This is a genomic window from Bacillus sp. PS108, from assembly GCF_037963335.1.
Taxonomy (GTDB): Bacteria; Bacillota; Bacilli; order Bacillales; family Bacillaceae; genus Bacillus; species Bacillus subtilis.
Map to the genome: position 1 here is coordinate 1414580 of NZ_CP150155.1, position 22151 is coordinate 1436730.

Annotated in this window: 23 protein-coding genes and 1 riboswitch; of the genes, 20 read left to right on the forward strand and 3 right to left on the reverse strand. The window is 41.6% G+C overall.

The features are described 5' to 3' along the window. Nucleotides 1–52: 52 nt before the first annotated feature. Nucleotides 53–97, forward strand: a riboswitch (PreQ1 riboswitch). Nucleotides 98–226: 129 nt separating this feature from the next. Genes queC through queF form a run of 4 tightly spaced genes read left to right on the forward strand, consistent with a single transcriptional unit; the run spans nt 227 to nt 2567 of the window. Beyond that, a complete protein-coding gene (gene queC / locus NSQ16_RS07430) occupies nt 227–886 on the forward strand; it encodes a 7-cyano-7-deazaguanine synthase QueC (protein ID WP_021479407.1) in 660 nt (219 codons plus the stop codon). After that, the gene (gene queD / locus NSQ16_RS07435) at nt 879–1328 is read left to right on the forward strand and encodes a 6-carboxytetrahydropterin synthase QueD (protein WP_003232462.1); all 450 of its coding nucleotides are present in this window, start codon (nt 879–881) and stop codon (nt 1326–1328) included. The genes queC and queD overlap by 8 nt, the downstream gene beginning before the upstream one ends. Beyond that, complete coding sequence (gene queE, locus NSQ16_RS07440; protein WP_029317718.1) at nt 1321–2052, forward strand: 7-carboxy-7-deazaguanine synthase QueE; 732 nt, start codon at nt 1321–1323, stop codon at nt 2050–2052. The genes queD and queE overlap by 8 nt, the downstream gene beginning before the upstream one ends. Before the next feature lie 17 nt (nt 2053–2069). Next, a complete protein-coding gene (gene queF, locus NSQ16_RS07445) occupies nt 2070–2567 on the forward strand; it encodes a preQ(1) synthase (RefSeq protein WP_003218613.1) in 498 nt (165 codons plus the stop codon). Between the two features lie 506 nt (nt 2568–3073). Here the strand turns inward: queF and NSQ16_RS07450 are convergent. Further along, nucleotides 3074–3430: a winged helix-turn-helix transcriptional regulator gene (locus tag NSQ16_RS07450; RefSeq protein WP_014417586.1), complete on the reverse strand. Its 357-nt coding sequence runs from the start codon at nt 3428–3430 to the stop codon at nt 3074–3076. A gap of 168 nt (nt 3431–3598) precedes the next feature. Here NSQ16_RS07450 and NSQ16_RS07455 point away from each other — a divergent pair, with 168 nt between their 5' ends. The 5 genes from NSQ16_RS07455 to NSQ16_RS07475 all read left to right on the forward strand — a co-directional run bounded on the left by NSQ16_RS07455 (nt 3599) and on the right by NSQ16_RS07475 (nt 8326). Further along, on the forward strand, nt 3599–4345 hold the full coding sequence (locus NSQ16_RS07455; protein ID WP_160221538.1) for a glucose 1-dehydrogenase: 747 nt from the start codon (nt 3599–3601) through the stop codon (nt 4343–4345). A 480-nt stretch (nt 4346–4825) separates the two neighbouring features. After that, nucleotides 4826–6025: a spore protein YkvP gene (gene ykvP, locus NSQ16_RS07460; RefSeq protein ID WP_003245384.1), complete on the forward strand. Its 1200-nt coding sequence runs from the start codon at nt 4826–4828 to the stop codon at nt 6023–6025. A gap of 15 nt (nt 6026–6040) precedes the next feature. After that, the gene (locus tag NSQ16_RS07465; protein WP_003245197.1) at nt 6041–6268 is read left to right on the forward strand and encodes a LysM peptidoglycan-binding domain-containing protein; all 228 of its coding nucleotides are present in this window, start codon (nt 6041–6043) and stop codon (nt 6266–6268) included. A gap of 96 nt (nt 6269–6364) precedes the next feature. Next, nucleotides 6365–7300 carry a glycosyl hydrolase family 18 protein gene (locus NSQ16_RS07470; RefSeq protein WP_160221539.1) on the forward strand — a complete coding sequence of 312 codons (936 nt, stop codon included), beginning with the start codon at nt 6365–6367 and terminating at the stop codon, nt 7298–7300. A gap of 735 nt (nt 7301–8035) precedes the next feature. Continuing rightward, on the forward strand, nt 8036–8326 hold the full coding sequence (locus tag NSQ16_RS07475) for a YkvR family protein (RefSeq protein ID WP_003245399.1): 291 nt from the start codon (nt 8036–8038) through the stop codon (nt 8324–8326). Between the two features lie 120 nt (nt 8327–8446). On the opposite strand, the gene NSQ16_RS07480 is transcribed toward NSQ16_RS07475, so the two are convergent. Further along, on the reverse strand, nt 8447–8632 hold the full coding sequence (locus NSQ16_RS07480) for a YkvS family protein (RefSeq protein ID WP_003232446.1): 186 nt from the start codon (nt 8630–8632) through the stop codon (nt 8447–8449). Between the two features lie 165 nt (nt 8633–8797). Between NSQ16_RS07480 and NSQ16_RS07485 the strand changes: the two genes are divergently transcribed. From NSQ16_RS07485 to pfeT, 5 genes are all read left to right on the forward strand, one after another. Beyond that, the gene (locus NSQ16_RS07485) at nt 8798–8992 is read left to right on the forward strand and encodes a hypothetical protein (RefSeq protein WP_003218622.1); all 195 of its coding nucleotides are present in this window, start codon (nt 8798–8800) and stop codon (nt 8990–8992) included. Nucleotides 8993–9290: 298 nt separating this feature from the next. Continuing rightward, complete coding sequence (locus NSQ16_RS07490) at nt 9291–9917, forward strand: cell wall hydrolase (protein ID WP_160221540.1); 627 nt, start codon at nt 9291–9293, stop codon at nt 9915–9917. 117 nt (nt 9918–10034) lie between these two features. Then, the gene (gene ykvU / locus NSQ16_RS07495) at nt 10035–11372 is read left to right on the forward strand and encodes a sporulation protein YkvU (protein ID WP_003245552.1); all 1338 of its coding nucleotides are present in this window, start codon (nt 10035–10037) and stop codon (nt 11370–11372) included. 50 nt (nt 11373–11422) lie between these two features. Continuing rightward, the gene (gene stoA / locus NSQ16_RS07500) at nt 11423–11920 is read left to right on the forward strand and encodes a sporulation thiol-disulfide oxidoreductase StoA (RefSeq protein WP_014479641.1); all 498 of its coding nucleotides are present in this window, start codon (nt 11423–11425) and stop codon (nt 11918–11920) included. Nucleotides 11921–12155: 235 nt separating this feature from the next. After that, on the forward strand, nt 12156–14069 hold the full coding sequence (gene pfeT, locus NSQ16_RS07505; RefSeq protein ID WP_110109632.1) for a metal-transporting ATPase PfeT: 1914 nt from the start codon (nt 12156–12158) through the stop codon (nt 14067–14069). Between the two features lie 38 nt (nt 14070–14107). Here pfeT and NSQ16_RS07510 read toward each other — a convergent pair whose 3' ends face one another. Then, on the reverse strand, nt 14108–14311 hold the full coding sequence (locus NSQ16_RS07510) for a hypothetical protein (RefSeq protein WP_015715796.1): 204 nt from the start codon (nt 14309–14311) through the stop codon (nt 14108–14110). Between the two features lie 165 nt (nt 14312–14476). Here NSQ16_RS07510 and papB point away from each other — a divergent pair, with 165 nt between their 5' ends. The 6 genes from papB (at nt 14477) to ptsP (ending at nt 22151) form a co-directional block, all read left to right on the forward strand. Next, nucleotides 14477–15571, forward strand: a complete 1095-nt coding sequence (gene papB, locus NSQ16_RS07515) for a di/tri-peptidase (RefSeq protein WP_160221541.1) — start codon at nt 14477–14479, stop codon at nt 15569–15571. Between the two features lie 281 nt (nt 15572–15852). Further along, nucleotides 15853–16818 (forward strand): LacI family DNA-binding transcriptional regulator, encoded by a 966-nt coding sequence (locus tag NSQ16_RS07520; protein WP_160221542.1) that lies wholly within the window; start codon nt 15853–15855, stop codon nt 16816–16818. A 62-nt stretch (nt 16819–16880) separates the two neighbouring features. Then, nucleotides 16881–17747 (forward strand): ptsGHI operon transcription antiterminator GlcT, encoded by an 867-nt coding sequence (gene glcT / locus NSQ16_RS07525; RefSeq protein ID WP_046380987.1) that lies wholly within the window; start codon nt 16881–16883, stop codon nt 17745–17747. Between the two features lie 228 nt (nt 17748–17975). Continuing rightward, nucleotides 17976–20075 (forward strand): PTS glucose transporter subunit IIABC, encoded by a 2100-nt coding sequence (gene ptsG, locus NSQ16_RS07530; RefSeq protein ID WP_029727001.1) that lies wholly within the window; start codon nt 17976–17978, stop codon nt 20073–20075. Nucleotides 20076–20172: 97 nt separating this feature from the next. Then, nucleotides 20173–20439 carry a phosphocarrier protein HPr gene (locus tag NSQ16_RS07535; protein WP_003154654.1) on the forward strand — a complete coding sequence of 89 codons (267 nt, stop codon included), beginning with the start codon at nt 20173–20175 and terminating at the stop codon, nt 20437–20439. Beyond that, nucleotides 20439–22151 (forward strand): phosphoenolpyruvate--protein phosphotransferase, encoded by a 1713-nt coding sequence (gene ptsP, locus NSQ16_RS07540; RefSeq protein ID WP_003218638.1) that lies wholly within the window; start codon nt 20439–20441, stop codon nt 22149–22151. The genes NSQ16_RS07535 and ptsP overlap by 1 nt, the downstream gene beginning before the upstream one ends.

Here is a 22151-nt window from a genome sequence, read left to right on the forward strand (position 1 = left end):
CATTATGGTAAGATAGCAGAAGTGAAAAAATTGAAGAAAATCCGTGCGATATGCGGGAGAGGTTCTAGCTACACCCTCTATAAAAAACTAAGGACGAGCTGTATCCTTGGATACGGCCTTTTTTATGTTTTTCTAGAGCACCTTCCGAAAAAAGGTGTTTTTTTGCGTGAATTAGCTGTAGCGATGTCTCTCGCCGGCGTTTTTATTGCGGAGAAGGAGAGGAATCATGAAAAAAGAAAAAGCAATTGTCGTATTTAGCGGCGGCCAAGACAGCACAACATGCTTACTGTGGGCCTTAAAAGAATTCGAAGAAGTCGAAACGGTGACTTTTCATTATAATCAGCGACATTCGCAGGAAATTGAAGTGGCAAAATCCATTGCGGAAAAGCTTGGTGTGAAAAATCATTTGCTTGATATGTCACTTTTAAATCAGCTTGCACCGAATGCCCTGACTAGAAATGATATTGAGATAGAAGTAAAAGACGGCGAACTGCCATCCACATTCGTTCCAGGCCGCAATTTGGTATTCTTATCCTTTGCGTCTATCCTGGCTTACCAAATTGGCGCGCGCCACATTATTACAGGAGTTTGCGAGACAGACTTCAGCGGTTATCCTGACTGCCGTGACGAATTCGTGAAATCTTGCAATGTCACGGTAAATCTGGCAATGGAGAAGCCGTTTGTGATCCACACGCCTCTCATGTGGCTCAATAAGGCGGAAACGTGGAAGCTTGCAGATGAGCTTGGCGCGCTGGATTTTGTGAAAAACAACACGCTGACATGCTATAACGGCATCATCGCAGACGGCTGCGGCGAATGTCCGGCATGTCACCTTCGTTCAAAAGGTTATGAAGAATATATGGTGATGAAAGGAGAGCGTGCATAAATTGTTATCTCAAATTTATCCGCAGGCCCAGCATCCTTATTCGTTTGAACTGAATAAGGACATGCATATCTCAGCCGCTCATTTTATCCCTCGGGAAAGTGCGGGAGCGTGCAGCAGGGTTCACGGGCATACGTATACCGTAAATATAACCGTTGCCGGCGACGAACTTGACGATTCAGGCTTTCTTGTCAATTTCAGCGTACTCAAAAAACTGGTGCACGGAAACTATGATCACACGCTATTAAATGATCATGAAGATTTTTCTCAGGACGACCGGTATTCGCTGCCGACAACTGAAGTCGTGGCGAAAACGATTTATGACAACGTACAGGCTTATTTAGACACTTTGGAGAATAAGCCGACCTGTGTACAGGTGTTTGTCCGTGAAACACCGACAAGCTACTGTGTCTACCGTCCGAAAAAGGGTGGTTTGAATGGCTAAAGGAATTCCTGTATTAGAAATTTTCGGCCCGACGATTCAAGGAGAAGGCATGGTGATCGGACAGAAAACGATGTTCGTCCGGACAGCCGGCTGCGATTATTCCTGCAGCTGGTGTGACTCCGCTTTCACTTGGGACGGGTCTGCTAAAAAAGATATTCGCTGGATGACGGCGGAGGAGATTTTTGCGGAGCTTAAGGACATTGGGGGAGATGCGTTTTCTCATGTGACGATCTCAGGCGGCAACCCGGCTCTGTTAAAACAGCTGGATGCTTTTATTGAACTGCTGAAGGAAAATAACATCCGTGCAGCGCTTGAAACTCAAGGGACCGTTTATCAGGATTGGTTTACGCTGATTGATGACCTGACAATTTCTCCAAAACCGCCAAGCTCAAAAATGGTAACGAACTTTCAAAAGCTTGACCACATTTTAACTTTACTTCAAGAGAATGATAGACAGCATGCTGTCAGCTTGAAGGTTGTCATCTTTAATGATGAAGATCTGGAATTTGCCAAAACTGTGCACAAGCGGTATCCGGGAATCCCGTTTTATTTACAAGTCGGAAATGATGACGTGCATACGACAGATGATCAGTCACTGATTGCACATTTGCTTGGAAAATATGAAGCGCTTGTTGATAAGGTAGCTGTCGATGCGGAGATGAATCTCGTCAGAGTGCTCCCGCAGCTGCACACCCTGTTATGGGGCAACAAACGCGGAGTATAATAGAAAGGAAGATGAACATGACGACAAGAAAAGAATCAGAATTAGAAGGTGTAACATTGCTAGGCAATCAAGGTACAAATTATTTGTTCGAATATGCACCGGACGTGCTGGAATCCTTCCCGAATAAACATGTAAACCGTGATTACTTTGTAAAATTCAATTGCCCGGAATTCACATCTTTATGTCCTAAAACAGGCCAGCCTGACTTTGCGACAATCTACATCAGCTACATTCCTGATGAAAAAATGGTTGAAAGCAAATCATTAAAGCTGTATCTATTCAGCTTCAGAAACCATGGTGACTTCCACGAGGACTGCATGAATATCATCATGAATGACTTGATTGAATTAATGGACCCGCGCTACATTGAAGTATGGGGCAAATTCACGCCAAGAGGCGGAATTTCCATTGACCCGTACACAAACTACGGAAAGCCTGGCACGAAGTATGAGAAAATGGCCGAATACCGTATGATGAACCATGATTTGTATCCGGAGACAATTGATAATCGTTAATTATTCCGTTGTGTGATACGGAGTGTGAAACGAAGTGGAGTCACAGTAAAATCCGAACATTCAGCGTTAATTTTCAGCGGAATTGTAACCGAGTCACAGCGAAGTGTGACCCGCACTAAGCTCAATAAAAGTGTGACCTGAGGTGCAACCTGAACTGTGACTTTTATGCAGTGAAAAATTGATAGTACAGAAGCAGATTAAGGCGTACAATTTGTACGTCTTTTCTTTTTTATCCGAAAGAAAAAATGCCTATCTAGAGATCATAGGCATTAAATATTATTATCAATATCTTCATTATTTTTTGGCTAAGTTTCTGAACCTTCTCTTTAACATTTGAAACAGCTCTTTTTTGAATTTCATCAAAGTTCTCCTGAATATAGTCGATGACACTTCTTATTAGAACTTCACTTTCAAAATTGAATATCTCATTTATTTCTGACTGTTCTTCATCTGTTAGGTGATGGTATTGAAGTTGTTTAGCATTTACTTCAGCAGCTACATCAATCCTAACTTAGTTGTTCTGGTTGTACAATTTCATATTCACCTTCTGCATACTCTTGCTCCGCATAATGGCCTCCCCATTGACAGAGCTCCTGCAAGATAGGTTTAAGAGATTCTCCAAGTTCAGTGGATGAATATTCAACCTTCGGCGGTACTTGATTATACATCTTTCTGCTCACAAGTCCACTGGCTTCAAGCTCTCTAAGTGTTTGAATCAGCATTTTCTGAGTTATATTTGGGATAATGCGCTTTAATTCACTCGTTCTCTTTGGTCCATTCATTAAAAAGTATAATACAAGGCCTTTCCATTTTCCTCCAATAACTTCCTTTGTCACTTCAAACCCACAGCTAAATTTTTTCATGTCTAAAGCTCTCCATTCCACATTTATTACTTTTTAGTTACTATATCACAAAAAAGTGGGTACTTCCGATAATGTGCTTACTGAAGGATACTATATCTTGTAAGTTGTTCTTCAAGTACTTAAAGGTACTAGACATAAAATAAAATTAATTCTAAAGGAGTGTTAAGTATGGGTAAATTTGAAGGTAAAATAGCGCTTGTAACGGGTGGAACAAGTGGGATTGGTCTTGCTACAGCACAAAAATTTGTAAACGAAGGTGCATATGTTTATATTACGGGACGTAGACAAAACGAACTTGATAAAGCTGTTAACCAAATTGGCAAGAACGTAACCGGTGTTCAAGGTGATATTTCTAAGCTTGAAGACTTAGACAAACTATATGACATTATAAAGCAGGAAAAAGGTAAGTTGGACATTCTTTTTGCTAATGCAGGCATCGGCAACTTCCTTCCATTAGGTGAAATTACTGAAGAGCAGGTTGATAGAACGTTCGACATTAACGTTAAAGGAACCATCTTTACTGTTCAAAAAGCATTATCACTATTCCCAGACAAAGTAGGTTCTATTATTGTAACGGGCTCTACTGCTGGATCAATTGGCAACCCAGCGTTTAGTGTATATGGAGCATCTAAAGCAGCATTAAGAGCACTAGTTCGCAACTGGATTCTTGACCTAAAAGGTACTGAAATCCGTGTAAATGTGGTTAGTCCAGGAGGTATTCTTACACCTGCCTACGATGAGCTTTTTGGTGATGCACTTGAAGAGGTACTGGAAAATAGCGGAAATACTGTTCCGGCTGGAAAAGTTGGGACACCTGAAGAAGTAGCAAACGCTGTATCTTTCCTTGCTTCAGACGAAAGCAGTTACTTGACGGGTGTTGAATTGTTCGTAGATGGCGGGCTAGCACAGGTATAATTTCACTGCGCAGAGATTACAAATAGTCCCCAAAAAAGGTTAATGGGGATTTACTTGAAGAAGTCGTATAAAAAAGTCGTTTTCCTTAAAGGACAGGGAATTCGACTTTTTTATATTTGAATTTGATTAACGTTGTAAATTCGCATTTTCCTGGGGCTACCACTAAATGACCTGTAAAAAAGATTACATTGTGAATAAATGTACTTAAAGTAACGGGGGCTCTTGACTTTTAATAAAAAATAATATCCCTGTCCTTGTATTCTAATACTTTTAAAAATATTTAAAGGAATCCTTATGTCCTGAATAACCACATAGGAAAATATGTTGTAGGTTGCTTTCTTTTTTTGTGGGGCATCCCACACAAGCTATCTCGTGATCTCACACCTGAACGTTTTTTATAGACTAGTACCGCGACAAGTTATATTACATATACATACCAATAAAGTAGACATTAAAAAGTGAAAGAGAGGATGGAAATGTGTGAAAATTCTTTTCCTTGAGAGTCATCCCATGTGGCTCTATGGTTTACCGAATGGGTTTAGGGAAGCAGGACATACCGTAATGATTTCCGGTCCTGTAAGTCGGGAAAATATCACTGAAATGATAGACGAATTTAAACCAGATCTAATAGTATCTATGGGATGGACACCAGAGCATTCAAGGGAAAAGCAGGCCTGGATTCGCAACGCTACTAAAAAGGTGAATATCCCTCTCGTTTATTGGGCAACTGAAGACCCGCTGCACACTCAAAACTTTACTATCCCGTTAATTAAAAAGATGAAACCGGATTTTGTTTTCACGGTTACGCCTTCTCTGTGTAAAACTTATGAAAGCATGGGGATTAAAGCAGCTCACTTAGACTTTGCATTTCACGAAAGTATACATCACCAGATTAAACCATTAGCGAAATACAGTTGTGATATAGCAGTGGTGGCTAATGCTTACCCTAATTTTCTTGAAGAACATCCGGAAGTGTTCCGTTCGTCCTCTTTAAAAACGCTTATTCGTCCTCTTATACGGAAGGGTATTCGCATTGATTTTTGGGGGAGAAACTGGGAAAAAATGAGTAAATATATAGGAAGAGAAATTCCCCGCAATTGGATCCATGGATACCTTGATTATACTGAAGCATATAAAGTTTACAGTTCAGCAAAAATCATTATCGGTTTGCAAAACTGTGAAAGCCAACTTACACAACGCACCTATGAGATTCTTGGTTCCGGGGGGTTTTTATTGACATCGGATACACCAGCAGTTCGAGGTAAATTCAAACCTGGCCGCGATCTCATCGTTTCTTCCTCCCCAAAAGAAACATTGGAAAAGGTTAAATACTATTTGAATCATGATAGCGAGAGAAAAAAGATTCAGATAAACGGTAAAAAGGCTGTAAAGAATGATTCCTATCGGCATAGAGCCGAGAGAATGCTTGAGGTGCTAAAAAGCAGAGGAATCATAAGAAACTTAGGGGAAACCATTCATTATGTAGATGTTCTCAAAGAAAAATACGTGATCCATCATGTTACTCCCGGTGAAACATTATCAATAATTGCCAGTAAGTATAATGTTTCCCTGCAGCAACTCATGGAGCTTAATCATTTCAAATCAGATCAAATATATGCTGGACAAATCATTAAGATTAGAGAGAAACTGTTTAGAAATATTAATAACAAATTATTCTAAAGGAGAGTAATATGAATGAAGGGGAAAATACCTAAAATAAGAAATCAAGCGAATAAAGTAAAAAGAACGCCTCGTTATATGGAATTTCCCGTGACATACGAAGTATATCATGTGGAATCCGGCGATACATTATGGACGATTGCCAAATCCTTTGAAATTCCGGTACAACAACTTATGAATCTTAATAAGCTTTCTTCAGATAGAATTTATCCTGGACAAATTATAAAGATAAGAGAAAGATAATCTTTGAGGTTTCGGAAGCGAATCAAATTGAAATGACAATCCTCATTTTTTTATTTGTGGGGAACTTGATATTTTTGGGGATGAAGGGGTTATGAGATGTTTCAAATGAGCTATTACTATTCTGGATTAGGATGGGACTTTATTCAACACGTTGATCAAACGAACGGAGTATTAAATGTTGTGTCTCCTGATTTTTTCTATATCAGAAAAGATGGATCATTACTTCTCCGTTCAGCTAATCCCGATGTGATTAAAGCTCTTCATAGAAGAAAATTAAAAGTAGTTCCTTTTCTAAGCAATCATTGGGATCAGGATTTGGGACGATTTGCATTAATGAACCGAGTTCTTTTAGCTAAACAAATTTCTCATGCAATAGAAGAACTGGATTTGGACGGAGTTATTATCGATATAGAAAACCTTACAGAAAAAGATCGGAATCTATTTACAGATTTTATTAGATTAGTAAGGAAAAGTATTCCTAAACATAAAGAAGTATCAGTTGCAGTGGCGGCAAATCCTTTTGGCTGGACGAAGGGCTGGCACGGATCATATGATTACGAGTATTTGGCTAAATATGCAGATTATCTTATGGTTATGGCCTATGATGAAAGCCGCCTTGCTGGGCCTACCGCAAGTGTAGGATGGGTGGAAAAGTCCATTCAATATGTTCTGACCCAAAAAATCTCTCCTCAAAAACTAGTTTTAGGATTGCCATTCTATGGCCGCTGCTGGATGGAAGGCCAATCTGCCTCTCAAGCCATTCCCCTTTACCTTGTTGATTCCTTAGTAAAAAGGCATAGCGGGACAATTATTTTTGACACCAAGAGTCAATCTCCAAAAGCTATTTTTACTGTCAATCACGATAACAAGGGGCCGTTGCCTTCGGGAACATATACATTATGGTTTGAAAATGAACAGTCACTCAGAGCAAAAATAAAACTCGCTCAAAAATATAATCTGAAAGGTCTTGGCAGCTGGAGTCTTGGACAAGAAGATGTGTCAGTCTGGAATACAGTGTTTAAAAATATATAATGATTTATAGTTCAGAAAAAAATTCGAAGATAATTGCAATGAATCTCTAAATGGACATACTGAAAGGAGTTTATTACGGGTGCGGGTAAAACAGTGAGGGCATTCCATAGGCCCTTCTCCCGAAATGTTCCATACGAGGCATTACATTGGGCTTGAAATACACATTCAAACTTATGTTATAGTACGCATTTCAAGTAATTACGGATGTGTTGAATTTATTCTGCTTCCATGATTCAAGTCATACACATGCTACCTTGATAGCAGGATTATTGCGTTTCATTCAGAATTGTTCAGGATCGATATGGAAGCGCACGAATAACTAGAACTTTAAAAGCATACACTCATATACTTCCTGAATGGATGCTGGTTTATCTAAAAAACATGATGAGAATTGATTGACCGCTCTCATTAAAGGATGGGGAAATCCAAGGCGCCAAAGTACGCATGGTGAAACATGACTTGTTGATAATCGACCATATAGTTTCTCCTTAGAAATGAGGCGGTTTTTACATAAAAAAGACGAGCGAATCCGGGGGGGGAATTCCACTCGCCGCTTTCTAATGAAAAGACGGGATGCTGGATGGCAGCTCGTCTGTTTTATTATAATTTAACGAACGTATGTTTGTAAAGGTGTCTTTTCGAATGAATTGGTTCATATAACCGTTAAGAACATATTCATTGTAAACATTCGCTAAGGTATGCTAAGATGCATGGACTATAAAGGAGTGATATGAAGTGAAGACATTGCGGTTAAACAATGTAACGTTAGAAATGGCTGCATATCAAGAGGAGAGCGAGCCGAAGCGAAAAATTGCATTTACCTTAAACGTTACGAGTGAGACTTACCATGATATCGCTGTCCTGTTGTATGAAAAAACGTTTAATGTCGAGGTTCCGGAACGCGATCTTGCCTTCCGGGGGGAAATGACAAATTATTCAACATCATTGACCAACCTGTACGAACCAGGGGCCGTCAGCGAGTTCTATATAGAAATAACAGAAATAGACAAAAACGCCGATTCATGATCGGTGTTTTTTATGTAAAAAAGCTGCCGGCCGGCAGCTTTTGAGAAAGCGAATTTCATATGTAAGGTGTTAAATTGTCCGTCTTGCAGTTTTTTGAATAAATGTGGAAATAAGGAGGTTTTAATAGGAGTCTCTGATGATCTTATAATTTTTATGATTAACAACTGTCAATGAATCTAACTCAAGATCCCGATAGTTATCCATGATCGTCACATCAACGATAACAGAATTCTCATTTACTTTTTCAACAACACCGGTTAATCCGTTTTTAAATTCAATGACATTCCCAACCTTAGCGATTTTCACAAGCTTCCTCTCCTTTAAACATAATAATGCCTTTTGAAAGTATTTTGCAGTATTTTCATTGAGAAGTAAAGCGATAAGGAGTTTTATCTCCCTTATGAATTGTTCTGTCGCTATAAAGATGATATATTGATTTTCGTCAATAGAAAGAAAAGGGGGGAATTTTTGTTGCGTCCCGAAGAAATAACAGAAATGATTGAACAGCTGCGCACCGGCGCCATAAATGAACTGAGAGTCCAGAAAGAGCATTTTCTTGATTTCAGGGCCGTGTTATCTAAACAAGATGATTTTAAACATTTCCGAGGAATTGCCCAGCAAGGCGGAGATGTTATCTTTCAATACTTAGAACAGCCAAGAAGCTGAAGGTTTCTCATACGTGAGAAGCCTTTTTATCATATATGACAGAATACAAGCCTTTTATTACAGCTGTCTGTAACAGGTGTAAATAAAATGTAAAGTGCCAAAGATGGATAAACATGTTTTAATTTAACAATATTTATAGAATTTCAGACTGTTTTTTTGCCATTAAGCAGTGAGTCATCCTCTTTATTCCATCCTGATACCTCCTTGGGAGAGTTGGAAAATCTTTTTCCGTGAAAATGAATGGATCTCTTGTTAAGGTTATGAAGTGTTTTTTGGAGCACTTTAAGGAGGAAACTGTATGACAACGAAATTCACTGCTCTGGCTGTTTTTCTTCTTTGTTTCATGCCTGCAGCCAAAATTGAGCATACACAAGCTTCACTACTGAGCGCAAAGAAGACAAAACATGAAGAAGCGAAATGGCTTACACATATAGATCGAAATACGAATGAATCTTTCCCTTCACTGTCTGCTGATAAAGACAAGAAAATAAAACCGATTAAGCTATCAGCACACACTGAAAAGAAAGATAAAGATAAACCGGACAAAACAAATGATGAGAAAGAAACATATACACAGTCTGAAAAAGAGTTGCTGTCCCGTCTCGTTCACGCAGAGGCCAAAGGAGAATCATATAAAGGCAAGGTCGCTGTAGCAAGCGTTGTACTGAACAGGACGGAGAAAAAAGGTTTTCCTGATACGATAAGAGGAGTTATTTATCAGAAAAACGCCTTTGAACCGGTCGCAAACGGGAGCATTAACCAAAAGCCTGATAAAGAATCGATTGAAGCTGCCGAAGAAGCGCTGTCCTCAAAAAATAGAGAAACAGATGCCATATTCTTTTATAATCCGAAAACAGCGTCAGATAATTGGATTCGTTCAAGAAAAATCGTAGAAAAAATCGGCAGACACGTTTTTGCCGTCTAAGCATAGAAGAGACAATTTGTCTCAGCTGTGCTTTTTTTCATATAAAGAGTAAAAATAAAATAATTTTTGAACTTGTCTCATATGATGTTGGTAGTACAAGAGACAAGGAGAGACATCATGAATCGATTTGTGAAAGGGATCATTCTTTTATCCATTGCCGCCTTTTTCGCTGAATGCCTTGAATTTGTCGTCAATATGATTTTGGCGCGGGAGCTTGGCGAGCATGGGATGGGGCTTTACATGAGTATTTTGCCCACGATCTTTTTAATTATTGTCATCGCGAGCCTGGAACTGCCGATATCCATTTCTAAATTCATTGCCGAGTCAAATCCTAAGCTTCATGAAAGCATGCTGAGGCACGCTTTCAGAATGACAGCCATTTTTACTGCTTTTTCTACTGCCGCCGCTAGTATTGCGCTTCCGTTTATTCCGGTATTTGATACATACCACCCGTTTATTAAAGGGATTGTCATCGGCTTAATTCCTGTTGTCGCCTTTACTTCAATCGCCAGGGGCTACTTTATGGGTGTGCAGAAAATGGGGAAGATCGCAATTGCCAATGTGCTGAAAAAAATCATCCAGCTCTTGTGCTTATTCCTCTTTTTTCAATGGTACTCATTTGAATTGGACATGGCTGTGCTGATTTCCTTGTTTGTTCTAGTCGTGAGTGATGTGGTCGTGCTTGTTTATTTATATTCACAATTTATCATGGCAAGGCGGGCGTTATCCGGCCAGCAGCACATTCATTTGCGCGGAAAGGATGTAAGGAAAAGACTGCTTGCTGTTTCAATTCCTACAACAGGACTGCGTATTTTTCATGCGGTTGTCAATGCAATTGAACCCTTTTTAGTAAAAGGAGCTCTTTTGGCTGCGGGCGTTGCCGGGACAGCGGCGATCGATCAATACGGAATGCTGGCAGGAGTGGCTGTGACGATAGGGTCGTTCCCTGCTTTTATTGCCCATTCGTTAATGGTCGTCATGATACCGAGTATTTCGGAAGCTTATGCACTTTCTCAGTATGACATCGTGTTAAAAAGGCTGAAGCAGTCGATTTTCATTACATTAGGTTACGGTATACCTGCCGTCTGGGTCATGTTCCAGTTTGCGGGACCTCTCACGCATTTGTTTTTTCACTCTCCTGAAGCGCAGTATTATTTGCAGCTGTTGTGGCCTTACTTTCTCTTTCATCTGTTTGTCATGCCGCTGCAGGCGTGCTTAATCGGGATGGGTTTTGTGAAAGAGGCTTTTTATCACAATGTATGGAGCCATATCGTTGCGCTAAGTATGATGTATGTACTGGGATCAATGGAGAATCTGCAAATGCTCGGGATTATCCTTGGAATGAACACTGGCATGATTCTTTTGACGAGCCTGCACTATGCCACGATCTGCAAAGCATTGAAGGTATCCGTATTCCTTACGGGAGGGACCAGAACGCCGCGAATTGAAGGATGATATAGGAACTGCAGGGGCAAGCTAATTGAAAAGCATGAAAGGAAGATTCCATGTTGACGAAGCGCTTGCTTACTATATACATTATGTTATTAGGGTTGATTGCATGGTTTCCATGTGCGGCACAAGCTGAGGAAAAACAGCCTGCTGTTCCCGCTGTTTTTCTTATGAAAACGATAGAAGGGGAGGACATCTCGATTCCGAATAAAGGGCAAAAAACAATTCTCCATTTTTGGACGTCATGGTGTCCGCCCTGCAAAAAGGAGCTTCCCCAGTTTCAATCGTTTTATGATGCCCATCCATCCGACAGTGTAAAGCTGGTAACGGTGAATTTAGTGAATTCGGAACAAAATCAACAAGTCGTTGAAGATTTTATTAAAGCAAACAAGCTGACGTTCCCGATTGTCCTTGACTCAAAAGGGGAATTGATGAAGGAGTATCATATCATTACGATCCCAACATCATTTTTGCTGAATGAAAAGGGAGAAATTGAAAAAACAAAAATTGGCCCGATGACAGCGGAACAACTGAAGGAATGGACGGAAGAATAGCTGAGAGCATAGACTCTCAGCTTTTTTCATATAGAGAAGAAGTGAATAAACATTAATGATAATTATTATCAAAAAGAAATTAAAATAATTATAATTGAAATTCTCTTCGTGCGTGCTATAATAAAGGAAGACATCAAGAATTAACTGACGATAAAGCTGCCTTTTGGGCAGCGATTTTGTTTTTATAAGAGAAATGAAGATGATTTACGTTCTCAATTAGAGAGGAGAATTCGATATGAATGAACAAGTTATCGTTCAACGCGACCCGCACGAGCCATTGAAAACAGACAAGAGGGAAAAAAACTGGGCACAGCACGCGGAGCTTATTGCAGCACTTGTATCAGGCGCTCTTATTTTGGCAGGCTGGCTCTTATCCGGATATCAGGTATTATCCATAATACTTTTCTTGCTGGCTTTTGTGATCGGCGGATTTGCTAAAGCAAAGGAAGGAATCGAAGAAACACTCGAATCCAAAACGCTGAATGTAGAACTTTTAATGATTTTCGCTGCCGTTGGTTCCGCCTTGATCGGATACTGGGCAGAGGGTGCTATTTTAATATTTATTTTTTCCTTAAGCGGAGCTTTAGAAACATACACGATGAATAAAAGCAGCAGAGATTTAACGTCTTTAATGCAGCTTGAGCCTGAAGAAGCGACATTGATGGTCAATGGTGAAACCAAAAGAGTTCCGGTTTCAGACTTGCAGGCCGGTGATATGATTGTGATCAAACCTGGAGAACGCGTAGCGGCAGACGGTATCATTGAATCGGGCTCGACAAGTCTTGACGAGTCGGCTTTAACAGGTGAATCAATGCCTGTAGAAAAAAACACAGGCGACACTGTATTCACAGGAACGGTGAATCGTAATGGCTCCTTGACTGTCCGTGTCACGAAAGCAAATGAAGATTCGTTATTCAGAAAAATTATCAAACTGGTTGAATCAGCGCAAAATAGTGTTTCACCCGCGCAGGCTTTCATCGAACGATTTGAAAATGCTTATGTGAAAGGTGTGCTAATTGCGGTGGCGCTCCTTTTATTCGTCCCGCACTTTGCGCTGGGCTGGAGCTGGAGTGAAACCTTCTACCGCGCAATGGTGTTTATGGTTGTCGCGTCACCTTGTGCGCTTGTCGCCTCTATTATGCCAGCGGCGCTGTCCCTGATTTCAAATGGCGCCCGCAACGGTATGCTTGTGAAAGGAAGCGTCTTTCTTGAACAGCTGGGCTCAGTGCAAATGATCGCCTTTGATAAAACCGGCACTGTAACAAAAGGCCAGCCTGCTGTAGAGACGATCAGAATAGCTGAAGGATTCAGTGAAGCGGAAGTTCTTGAGGCTGTCTATGCCATCGAAACGCAATCAAGCCATCCGCTCGCCCAAGCCATAACGGCGTACGCTGAAAGCCGCGGCGTGAATCAGTCCGGCTACATATCTATAGAAGAAACCTCAGGGTTTGGCGTTATGGCAGAAGTGTCGGGTGCGAAATGGAAGGTCGGTAAAGCAGGTTTTATCGGCGAGGAAATGGCAGCACAATTTTTGAAACAAACAGCATCAGATGTCATTCAAAGCGGTCATACAATTGTATTTGTGAAAAAGGATGATCAAATAGCAGGCTGTATCGCACTGAAGGACCAAATCAGGCCTGAAGCAAAAGAGGTCATGGAAGAACTGAACCGACTTGGGATTAAAACGGCCATGCTGACAGGAGATCACGAAGACACGGCTCAAGCGATTGCCAAGGAAGCCGGCATGACAACTGTCGTAGCAGAATGCCTGCCGGACCAAAAAGTGAATGAAATCAAACGGTTAAAAGAAGAATTCGGAACGATTGCAATGGTGGGTGACGGAATCAATGATGCGCCGGCACTCAAAGCGGCGGATGTCGGCATTGCGATGGGCGGCGGAACAGATGTAGCACTTGAAACCGCTGATATGGTCCTCATGAAAAACGATTTGAAAAAGCTCGTAAACATGTGCCGCTTGTCTCGGAAAATGAACAAGATCATCAAACAAAATATCGTGTTTTCTCTAGCTGTAATCTGCCTGCTGATTTGTGCAAACTTTTTGCAGGTGATGGAATTGCCATTTGGCGTGATTGGTCATGAGGGCAGCACGATTTTGGTCATACTAAACGGTTTAAGACTCCTAAAATAAAACCAGCAGCCCTAATCAGGCTGCTGGCTTTTTATGTATCAAGCTTTCCCTTCATTTTTGTCTTTTTCAGATCTTTTCATAACCAGGATGAGAGCGAGGATGCAGCAAAGGAAACCCGCTGCACAGCCTATGATAGAGCTGTAATAATAAAAGCCCACCATCTTCATCCCGATAAAAGGAGCGGAAATTCCCAAAACCGTTAAGAGCATGACTGCTTTTCGTCTGAAAAAATTCATCAGCAAACGGAACAACCCCCCTGCGATTGAACGTTACTGTCAGTATACAGGATGAGAAGCAGGAAATAAAATGCATTAGAAAATGAAGGCGTCGTGAAAGGCAAACACCGGTAAAACCTGTTACAATGGAAGACAGAACAATGCATTGCAAATGGCAGGGAGGAACAAGAAGTGAATAGAATACAACGCGTCTCTTCATGGCTGAAGGAAGCGGGGCATACTGCCGCATTTATTCATACAAAAGAAAATGTTTTTTACTTAACCGGTTTTTACACAGAGCCGCATGAAAGATTAATGGGGTTATTTGTTTTTCAAGAAGAGGAGCCTTTCTTTGTTTGTCCAGGAATGGAAGCAGGACAGGCCCGCAACGCAGGCTGGAATCATGAAATCATTGGCTATGCGGATCACGAAAATCCGTGGGAGCTGATAGAGAAGGCCTTGAAAAAGCGAAATATCAGCATACATACGCTTGCGGTAGAAAAGGATTCAATCTCGCTATCACGTGCAGAACAGCTGAAGCATGCGACTGGCGGGGCTCAATTTGTTTCAGCAGAAGAAACACTCAATCAATTTCGCCTGATTAAAGATGACAATGAGATTCGTTTGCTGAAAGAGGCGGCAAAGCTTGCAGATTACGGTGTTGAAGTCGGCACAGCCGCTTTGCGTGAAGGCATCAGTGAAGTGGAAGTGCTCGCTCAAATTGAGTATGAGCTGAAGAAAAAAGGAATTCAGGGCATGTCTTTCTCTACAATGGTTTTATTCGGAGAAAAATCTGGCCAGCCTCATGGAAATCCTGGTACAGCCACGTTGAAGAAAGGTGATTTTGTTTTATTTGATCTCGGTGTTATTCTTGATGGCTATTGCTCTGATATTACAAGAACGTTTGCATACAAAACCATCAATTCGAAGCAGGAGGCCATTTACGAGACTGTGCTTCAAGCGGAAAAAGCCGCGATTGAGGCAAGCAAACCCGGTGTGAGAATCGGAGATCTGGATTTAACTGCCCGCGGAATCATTGAAAAAGCGGGATATGGTGATTATTTTCCTCACCGGCTTGGGCATGGACTCGGAATTTCTGTCCATGAGTATCCATCAATGAGCCAGGCCAACGATACACTGCTGCAGGAAGGCATGGTCTACACGATCGAACCGGGGATTTATGTGCCTGAGATCGGCGGCGTGCGCATTGAGGATGACGTTCACGTAACAAAGGACGGAGCAGTTGCTCTGACCCAATATCCAAAGGAGTTAATCATACTGCCGTAATAGAAATAAAAAAGGACTTTGTTCTCGACATCGTCCTTTTTTATCTGCATTAAATAAAAAAATCATCAAATGTTCGAAAGGGTTTAATTTCATGTTTTTGGTTGAGAGGTTTTACAGCAAGACAGCTGCCACCGAGAACAGTGAGACATAACCCAATTAAAATGAAGAAACCCATGTGATCTTCTCCTTTCAGCTTAAAACACAAAAAGATATCTGGTACGTCCATATCATATTGTATGAAACGCATTCCAGATCAAGGGGATTTAGAAAGAAGGGAATCTATGGCTAATATTAAAGACATTGCAGAAAAAGCCGGTGTCTCTGTTACAACGGTTTCCCGAGTCATAAACAATCATCCATACGTCAGTGAAGACAAACGAAAAAGAGTGTTTGAGGCAATGGAATCATTGGAGTACACGAGAAATATTCACGCTGTACATTTGTCGAAAGGATTTTCAAACATGATTGGTGTTGTCTTGCCGACGGTTAATCTGCCATATTTTGCAGAGCTGATTGCAGGAATAGCCGACGCAGCCGCGGAATCCGGGGTTCACCTCTCTTTATTCCAAACAAACTATGAGGTACAAAAAGAAATCTTTGCGCTGTCCCAATTAAAGCAGTGCCAGGTTGACGGCCTGATTTTTTGCTCAAAGGCGCTTGCTGATGAGAAACTCATGGAATGGGAGGGCCCGATTTTGCTTTGCCAGAATTCAGATAATGCCCGCTTCCCAACCATCAGCATTCCTCACCAAGAAGCATTTCGGAACGGCTTGGACTATTTAATTGCCAAAGGGCACAAAAAAATAGCCATCTGTTTGGCAAGAAAAAAAGGCATGAACAGCCATTTTCGAATCAAAGCCTATAAAGAGGCATTGGAAGAGATCGGTGAGGCATTTCGTGAAGGCTGGGTAGTTGAGAAAGCGATTACAATCAATGATGGGAAGGCGCTTTTTCATAAATGGAAAACGTGGAAGGAAAAGCCGACGGCTATTTTTGTTGCCAATGACCAAGTCTCAGCAGGGCTTTTTCTTGAAGCAAAGAACCAGCGGGTGTCAGTACCGGATGAGCTTGCAATCTTAAGCGTTGATAACCACGAAATCAGCCAAGCGCTTGGAATCACAACGATCGATATTCAGACAAGGGAAATGGGAAAGCAGGCATTTGCCATACTGGAAAAAAGAATTCAAGGGCAGCCGATTGAAAGGAAAGTTCTGGATTACCGTCTCATCGAAAGATCGACTGTTTAGTGAATGCATTGAAAAAAGGTTTGACGTGCCTTCCGTTCGTTATGTACGATATGAGGTATTGAATGACAAAGGAGCTGAGGATCGTGAATGGGTCCTTCACAGTGAAAAAGGTACTGAATAATAACGTATTAATTGCTTCTCATCATAAATACAGCGAAGTCGTTTTAATCGGAAAAGGTATTGGTTTCGGAAAAAAACAAGATGATGTCATTGAAGATAAAGGCTACGATAAAATGTTCATTTTAAAAGACGAGAAGGAACAAAAACAGTTTAAAAAGCTCCTTGACTATGTTGATGAAAACCTCGTTGATATTTCAAACGATGTCATCTATCACATAAGCAATAGGACTAATCACTCATTAAATGAACATATTCACATTGCGTTGACAGACCATATCGCATTTGCGATCAAAAGGCAGCAGCAGGGATTTGATATGAAAAATCCATTTTTAATGGAGACTCAGTCACTATATCCTGAGGAGTACCAAATTGCCAAAGAAGTCATAGATATGATCAATGAAAAAGCGGGAATCTGCCTTCCAGAAGGGGAGATTGGTTTTATCGCTCTGCATATCCATTCAGCGTTGACAAACCGTCCGCTGTCCGAGGTCAATCAGCACTCTCAGCTCATGGCGCAGCTTGTCGAGGTGATTGAAGACTCATTTCAAATGAAAGTAAATAAGGAAAGTGTCAACTATTTGCGGCTGATCCGACATATCAGATTTACAATAGAAAGAATTAAAAAAGAAGAACCGACTAAAGAACCAGAAAAATTAATGTTGTTATTGAAAAATGAATATCCGCTATGCTACAATACAGCTTGGAAATTGATTAAAATCTTGCAGCAAACATTGAAGAAACCAGTTCATGAGGCGGAAGCGGTTTATCTGACGCTTCATCTGTACCGATTAACCAATAAAATGTCATAAATTCAGTTTATCCTTATAACGTGTTACTGATTCGATCAGGCATGAGTGATTGAGGGAAAAAAACGGGAAGTTCATTCTCGTTCTTTTGCGCACCCAATTTTGCTCATGCCTTTTTGTTGTGTAAAAGGGCAAATGTAAACGGTTAAACTGGAAGACTTACGCCTGTGAATTCGTTGTCATGATTTTTAGCTGTAAGGTCAGACTAGTAAAAAGAGGAGGTCAATTCTTATGTTTAAAGCATTATTCGGCGTTCTTCAAAAAATTGGGCGTGCGCTTATGCTTCCAGTTGCGATCCTTCCGGCTGCGGGTATTTTGCTTGCGATCGGGAATGCGATGCAAAATAAGGACATGATTCAGGTCCTGCATTTCTTGAGCAATGACAATGTTCAGCTTGTAGCAGGTGTGATGGAAAGCGCTGGGCAGATTGTTTTCGATAACCTTCCGCTTCTTTTCGCAGTAGGTGTAGCCATCGGGCTTGCCAACGGTGATGGAGTTGCAGGGATTGCAGCAATTATCGGTTATCTTGTAATGAATGTATCCATGAGTGCGGTTCTTCTTGCAAACGGAACCATTCCTTCGGATTCAGTTGAAAGAGCCAAGTTCTTTACGGAAAACCATCCTGCATATGTAAACATGCTTGGTATACCTACCCTGGCGACAGGGGTGTTCGGCGGTATTATCGTCGGTGTGTTAGCTGCATTATTGTTTAACAGATTTTACACAATTGAACTGCCGCAATACCTTGGTTTCTTTGCGGGTAAACGTTTCGTTCCAATTGTTACGTCAATTTCTGCACTGATTCTGGGTCTTATTATGTTAGTGATCTGGCCTCCGATCCAGCATGGATTGAATGCCTTTTCAACAGGATTAGTGGAAGCGAATCCAACCCTTGCTGCATTTATCTTCGGGGTGATTGAACGTTCGCTTATCCCATTCGGATTGCATCACATTTTCTATTCGCCGTTCTGGTATGAATTCTTCAGCTATAAGAGTGCAGCAGGAGAAATCATCCGCGGGGATCAGCGTATCTTTATGGCGCAGATTAAAGACGGCGTACAGTTAACGGCAGGTACGTTCATGACAGGTAAATATCCATTTATGATGTTCGGTCTGCCTGCTGCGGCGCTTGCCATTTATCATGAAGCAAAACCGCAAAACAAAAAACTCGTTGCAGGTATTATGGGTTCAGCGGCCTTGACATCCTTCTTAACGGGGATCACAGAGCCATTGGAATTTTCTTTCTTATTCGTTGCTCCAGTCCTGTTTGCGATTCACTGTTTGTTTGCGGGACTTTCATTCATGGTCATGCAGCTGTTGAATGTTAAGATTGGTATGACATTCTCCGGCGGTTTAATTGACTACTTCCTATTCGGTATTTTACCGAACCGGACGGCATGGTGGCTAGTCATCCCTGTCGGCTTAGGGTTAGCGGTCATTTACTACTTCGGATTCCGATTTGCCATCCGCAAATTTAATCTGAAAACACCTGGACGCGAGGATGCTGCGGAAGAAACAGCAGCACCTGGGAAAACAGGTGAAGCAGGGGATCTTCCTTATGAGATTCTGCAGGCAATGGGTGACCAGGAAAACATCAAACACCTTGATGCTTGTATCACTCGTCTGCGTGTGACTGTAAACGATCAGAAAAAGGTTGATAAAGACCGTCTGAAACAGCTTGGCGCTTCCGGAGTGCTGGAAGTCGGCAACAACATTCAGGCTATTTTCGGACCGCGTTCTGACGGGTTAAAAACACAAATGCAAGACATTATTGCGGGACGCAAGCCTAGACCTGAACCGAAAACATCTGCTCAAGAGGAAGTAGGACAGCAGGTTGAGGAAGTGATTGCAGAACCGCTGCAAAATGAAATCGGCGAGGAAGTTTTCGTTTCTCCGATTAGCGGGGAAATTCACCCGATTACGGATGTTCCTGACCAAGTCTTCTCAGGGAAAATGATGGGTGACGGTTTTGCGATTCTCCCTTCTGAAGGAATTGTCGTATCACCGGTTCGCGGAAAAATTCTCAATGTGTTCCCGACGAAACATGCGATCGGCCTGCAATCCGACGGCGGAAGAGAAATTTTAATCCACTTTGGTATTGATACCGTCAGCCTGAAGGGCGAAGGATTTACGTCTTTCGTATCAGAAGGAGACCGCGTTGAGCCTGGACAAAAACTTCTTGAAGTTGATCTGGATGCAGTCAAACCGAATGTACCATCTCTCATGACACCGATTGTATTTACAAACCTTGCTGAAGGAGAAACAGTCAGCATTAAAGCAAGCGGTTCAGTCAACAGAGAACAAGAAGATATTGTGAAGATTGAAAAATAAGGGTGTTAGTACGCCGTGCTTGTCAGATGACAAGTACGGTTGTATGATATAATATTGTGAAGTAATTAAGCTTTAAGTTAAAAGGAGAATGATAAAAATGGCACAAAAAACATTTAAAGTAACTGCAGATTCTGGAATCCATGCTCGTCCTGCGACAGTTCTTGTACAAACTGCTAGCAAATACGACGCTGACGTTAATTTAGAATATAACGGCAAAACAGTTAACCTTAAATCTATTATGGGTGTTATGTCTTTAGGTATCGCTAAAGGCGCTGAGATCACAATCTCTGCTTCCGGAGCTGACGAAAACGATGCTCTTAACGCTTTAGAAGAAACAATGAAAAGCGAAGGACTCGGCGAGTAATGCAAGAATTAAAAGGGATTGGTGCTTCAGCCGGCATCGCGATTGCAAAAGCATACCGGCTTGAAGAGCCAGATTTAACGGTTGAAAAGAAAAACATCTCTGATTCTGAAGCGGAAGTAAGCCGTTTTGATGAAGCGATTGCACGTTCAAAAGAAGAGCTCGAAAAAATCAAAGAGCACGCTTTGAAAGAACTGGGTCAGGATAAAGCTGATATTTTTTCTGCTCACCTTTTAGTTCTCAGTGACCCTGAGCTTCTGAACCCTGTGAAAGAAAAAATCAGCACTGATTCAGTGAACGCTGAATTCGCTTTAAAAGAAACGTCTTCTATGTTCGTTACCATGTTTGAATCTATGGACAACGAATATATGAAAGAGCGTGCGGCAGATATCCGCGATGTAACAAAACGCGTAACCGGCCACCTGCTTGGCGTTGAAATTCCAAACCCAAGCATGATCTCAGAAGAGGTTATTATTGTAGCTGAAGACTTAACACCGTCTGACACAGCCCAATTAAACCGTGAGTTCGTAAAAGGATTCACTACTGATATCGGCGGACGCACATCTCACTCTGCCATCATGGCACGTTCTCTTGAGATTCCAGCAGTTGTTGGAACGAAAGCGGCGACAGGCACGATCCAAAACGGCGTGACTGTTATCGTTGACGGTATCAATGGCGATGTCATTATTGACCCATCTGCGGAAACTGTAAAAGAGTATGAAGAAAAACATAATGCTTATTTGGCTCAAAAAGCTGAGTGGGCGAAGCTTGTCAATGAACCGACTGTCTCAAAAGATGGACATCATGTAGAGCTTGCAGCGAACATCGGTACTCCTGATGATGTAAAAGGTGTTCTTGAAAACGGCGGAGAAGCAGTTGGCCTTTACCGTACAGAATTCCTTTACATGGGAAGAGATCAGCTGCCTACAGAAGATGAGCAGTTTGATGCTTACAAAACGGTTCTTGAGCGTATGGAAGGAAAATCAGTCGTCGTGCGGACACTTGATATCGGCGGAGACAAAGAGCTTCCTTACCTGCAGCTTCCTAAAGAAATGAACCCGTTCCTGGGATATAGAGCGATTCGTCTTTGCCTTGAAGAGCAAGAAATCTTCAGAACACAGCTTCGCGCGCTGCTTCGTGCAAGTACATACGGAAACTTGAAAATCATGTTCCCTATGATTGCGACAGTTAACGAATTCAAAGAAGCAAAAGCGATCCTTCTTGAAGAGAAAGAAAAGCTCGTAAAAGCGGGACAGGCTGTATCTGACGATATTGAAGTCGGAATGATGGTTGAGATTCCGTCAACTGCAGTCATCGCTGATCAGTTTGCTAAAGAGGTTGATTTCTTCAGTATCGGAACAAACGATTTGATCCAATACACAATGGCAGCTGACCGTATGAATGAACGTGTATCTTACCTGTATCAGCCATACAACCCGGCAATCCTTCGCTTAATTACACTCGTAATTGAAGCAGCACACAAAGAAGGAAAATGGGTTGGCATGTGCGGAGAAATGGCAGGAGACGAGATTGCGATTCCGATCCTTCTCGGCTTAGGCTTAGATGAGTTCTCAATGAGCGCAACGTCTATCCTTCCGGCAAGAACACAAATCAGCAAATTGTCTAAACAAGAAGCTGAGTCATTCAAAGAGAAAATCTTATCTATGAGCACGACAGAAGAAGTTGTCGCGTTCGTAAAAGAAACCTTCAAGTAA

Coding starts and splice junctions, on each gene's coding strand:
- queC (WP_021479407.1), top strand. CDS start 227: ATGAAAAAAGAAAAAGCAATTGTCGTATTTAGCGGCGGCCAAGACAGC.
- queE (WP_029317718.1), top strand. CDS start 1,321: ATGGCTAAAGGAATTCCTGTATTAGAAATTTTCGGCCCGACGATTCAA.
- queF (WP_003218613.1), top strand. CDS start 2,070: ATGACGACAAGAAAAGAATCAGAATTAGAAGGTGTAACATTGCTAGGC.
- NSQ16_RS07450 (WP_014417586.1), bottom strand. CDS start 3,430: ATGAAAAAATTTAGCTGTGGGTTTGAAGTGACAAAGGAAGTTATTGGA.
- NSQ16_RS07455 (WP_160221538.1), top strand. CDS start 3,599: ATGGGTAAATTTGAAGGTAAAATAGCGCTTGTAACGGGTGGAACAAGT.
- NSQ16_RS07465 (WP_003245197.1), top strand. CDS start 6,041: ATGAAGGGGAAAATACCTAAAATAAGAAATCAAGCGAATAAAGTAAAA.
- NSQ16_RS07470 (WP_160221539.1), top strand. CDS start 6,365: ATGTTTCAAATGAGCTATTACTATTCTGGATTAGGATGGGACTTTATT.
- NSQ16_RS07490 (WP_160221540.1), top strand. CDS start 9,291: ATGACAACGAAATTCACTGCTCTGGCTGTTTTTCTTCTTTGTTTCATG.
- ykvU (WP_003245552.1), top strand. CDS start 10,035: ATGAATCGATTTGTGAAAGGGATCATTCTTTTATCCATTGCCGCCTTT.
- stoA (WP_014479641.1), top strand. CDS start 11,423: ATGTTGACGAAGCGCTTGCTTACTATATACATTATGTTATTAGGGTTG.
- pfeT (WP_110109632.1), top strand. CDS start 12,156: ATGAATGAACAAGTTATCGTTCAACGCGACCCGCACGAGCCATTGAAA.
- NSQ16_RS07520 (WP_160221542.1), top strand. CDS start 15,853: ATGGCTAATATTAAAGACATTGCAGAAAAAGCCGGTGTCTCTGTTACA.
- glcT (WP_046380987.1), top strand. CDS start 16,881: ATGACAAAGGAGCTGAGGATCGTGAATGGGTCCTTCACAGTGAAAAAG.
- ptsG (WP_029727001.1), top strand. CDS start 17,976: ATGTTTAAAGCATTATTCGGCGTTCTTCAAAAAATTGGGCGTGCGCTT.
- NSQ16_RS07535 (WP_003154654.1), top strand. CDS start 20,173: ATGGCACAAAAAACATTTAAAGTAACTGCAGATTCTGGAATCCATGCT.
- ptsP (WP_003218638.1), top strand. CDS start 20,439: ATGCAAGAATTAAAAGGGATTGGTGCTTCAGCCGGCATCGCGATTGCA.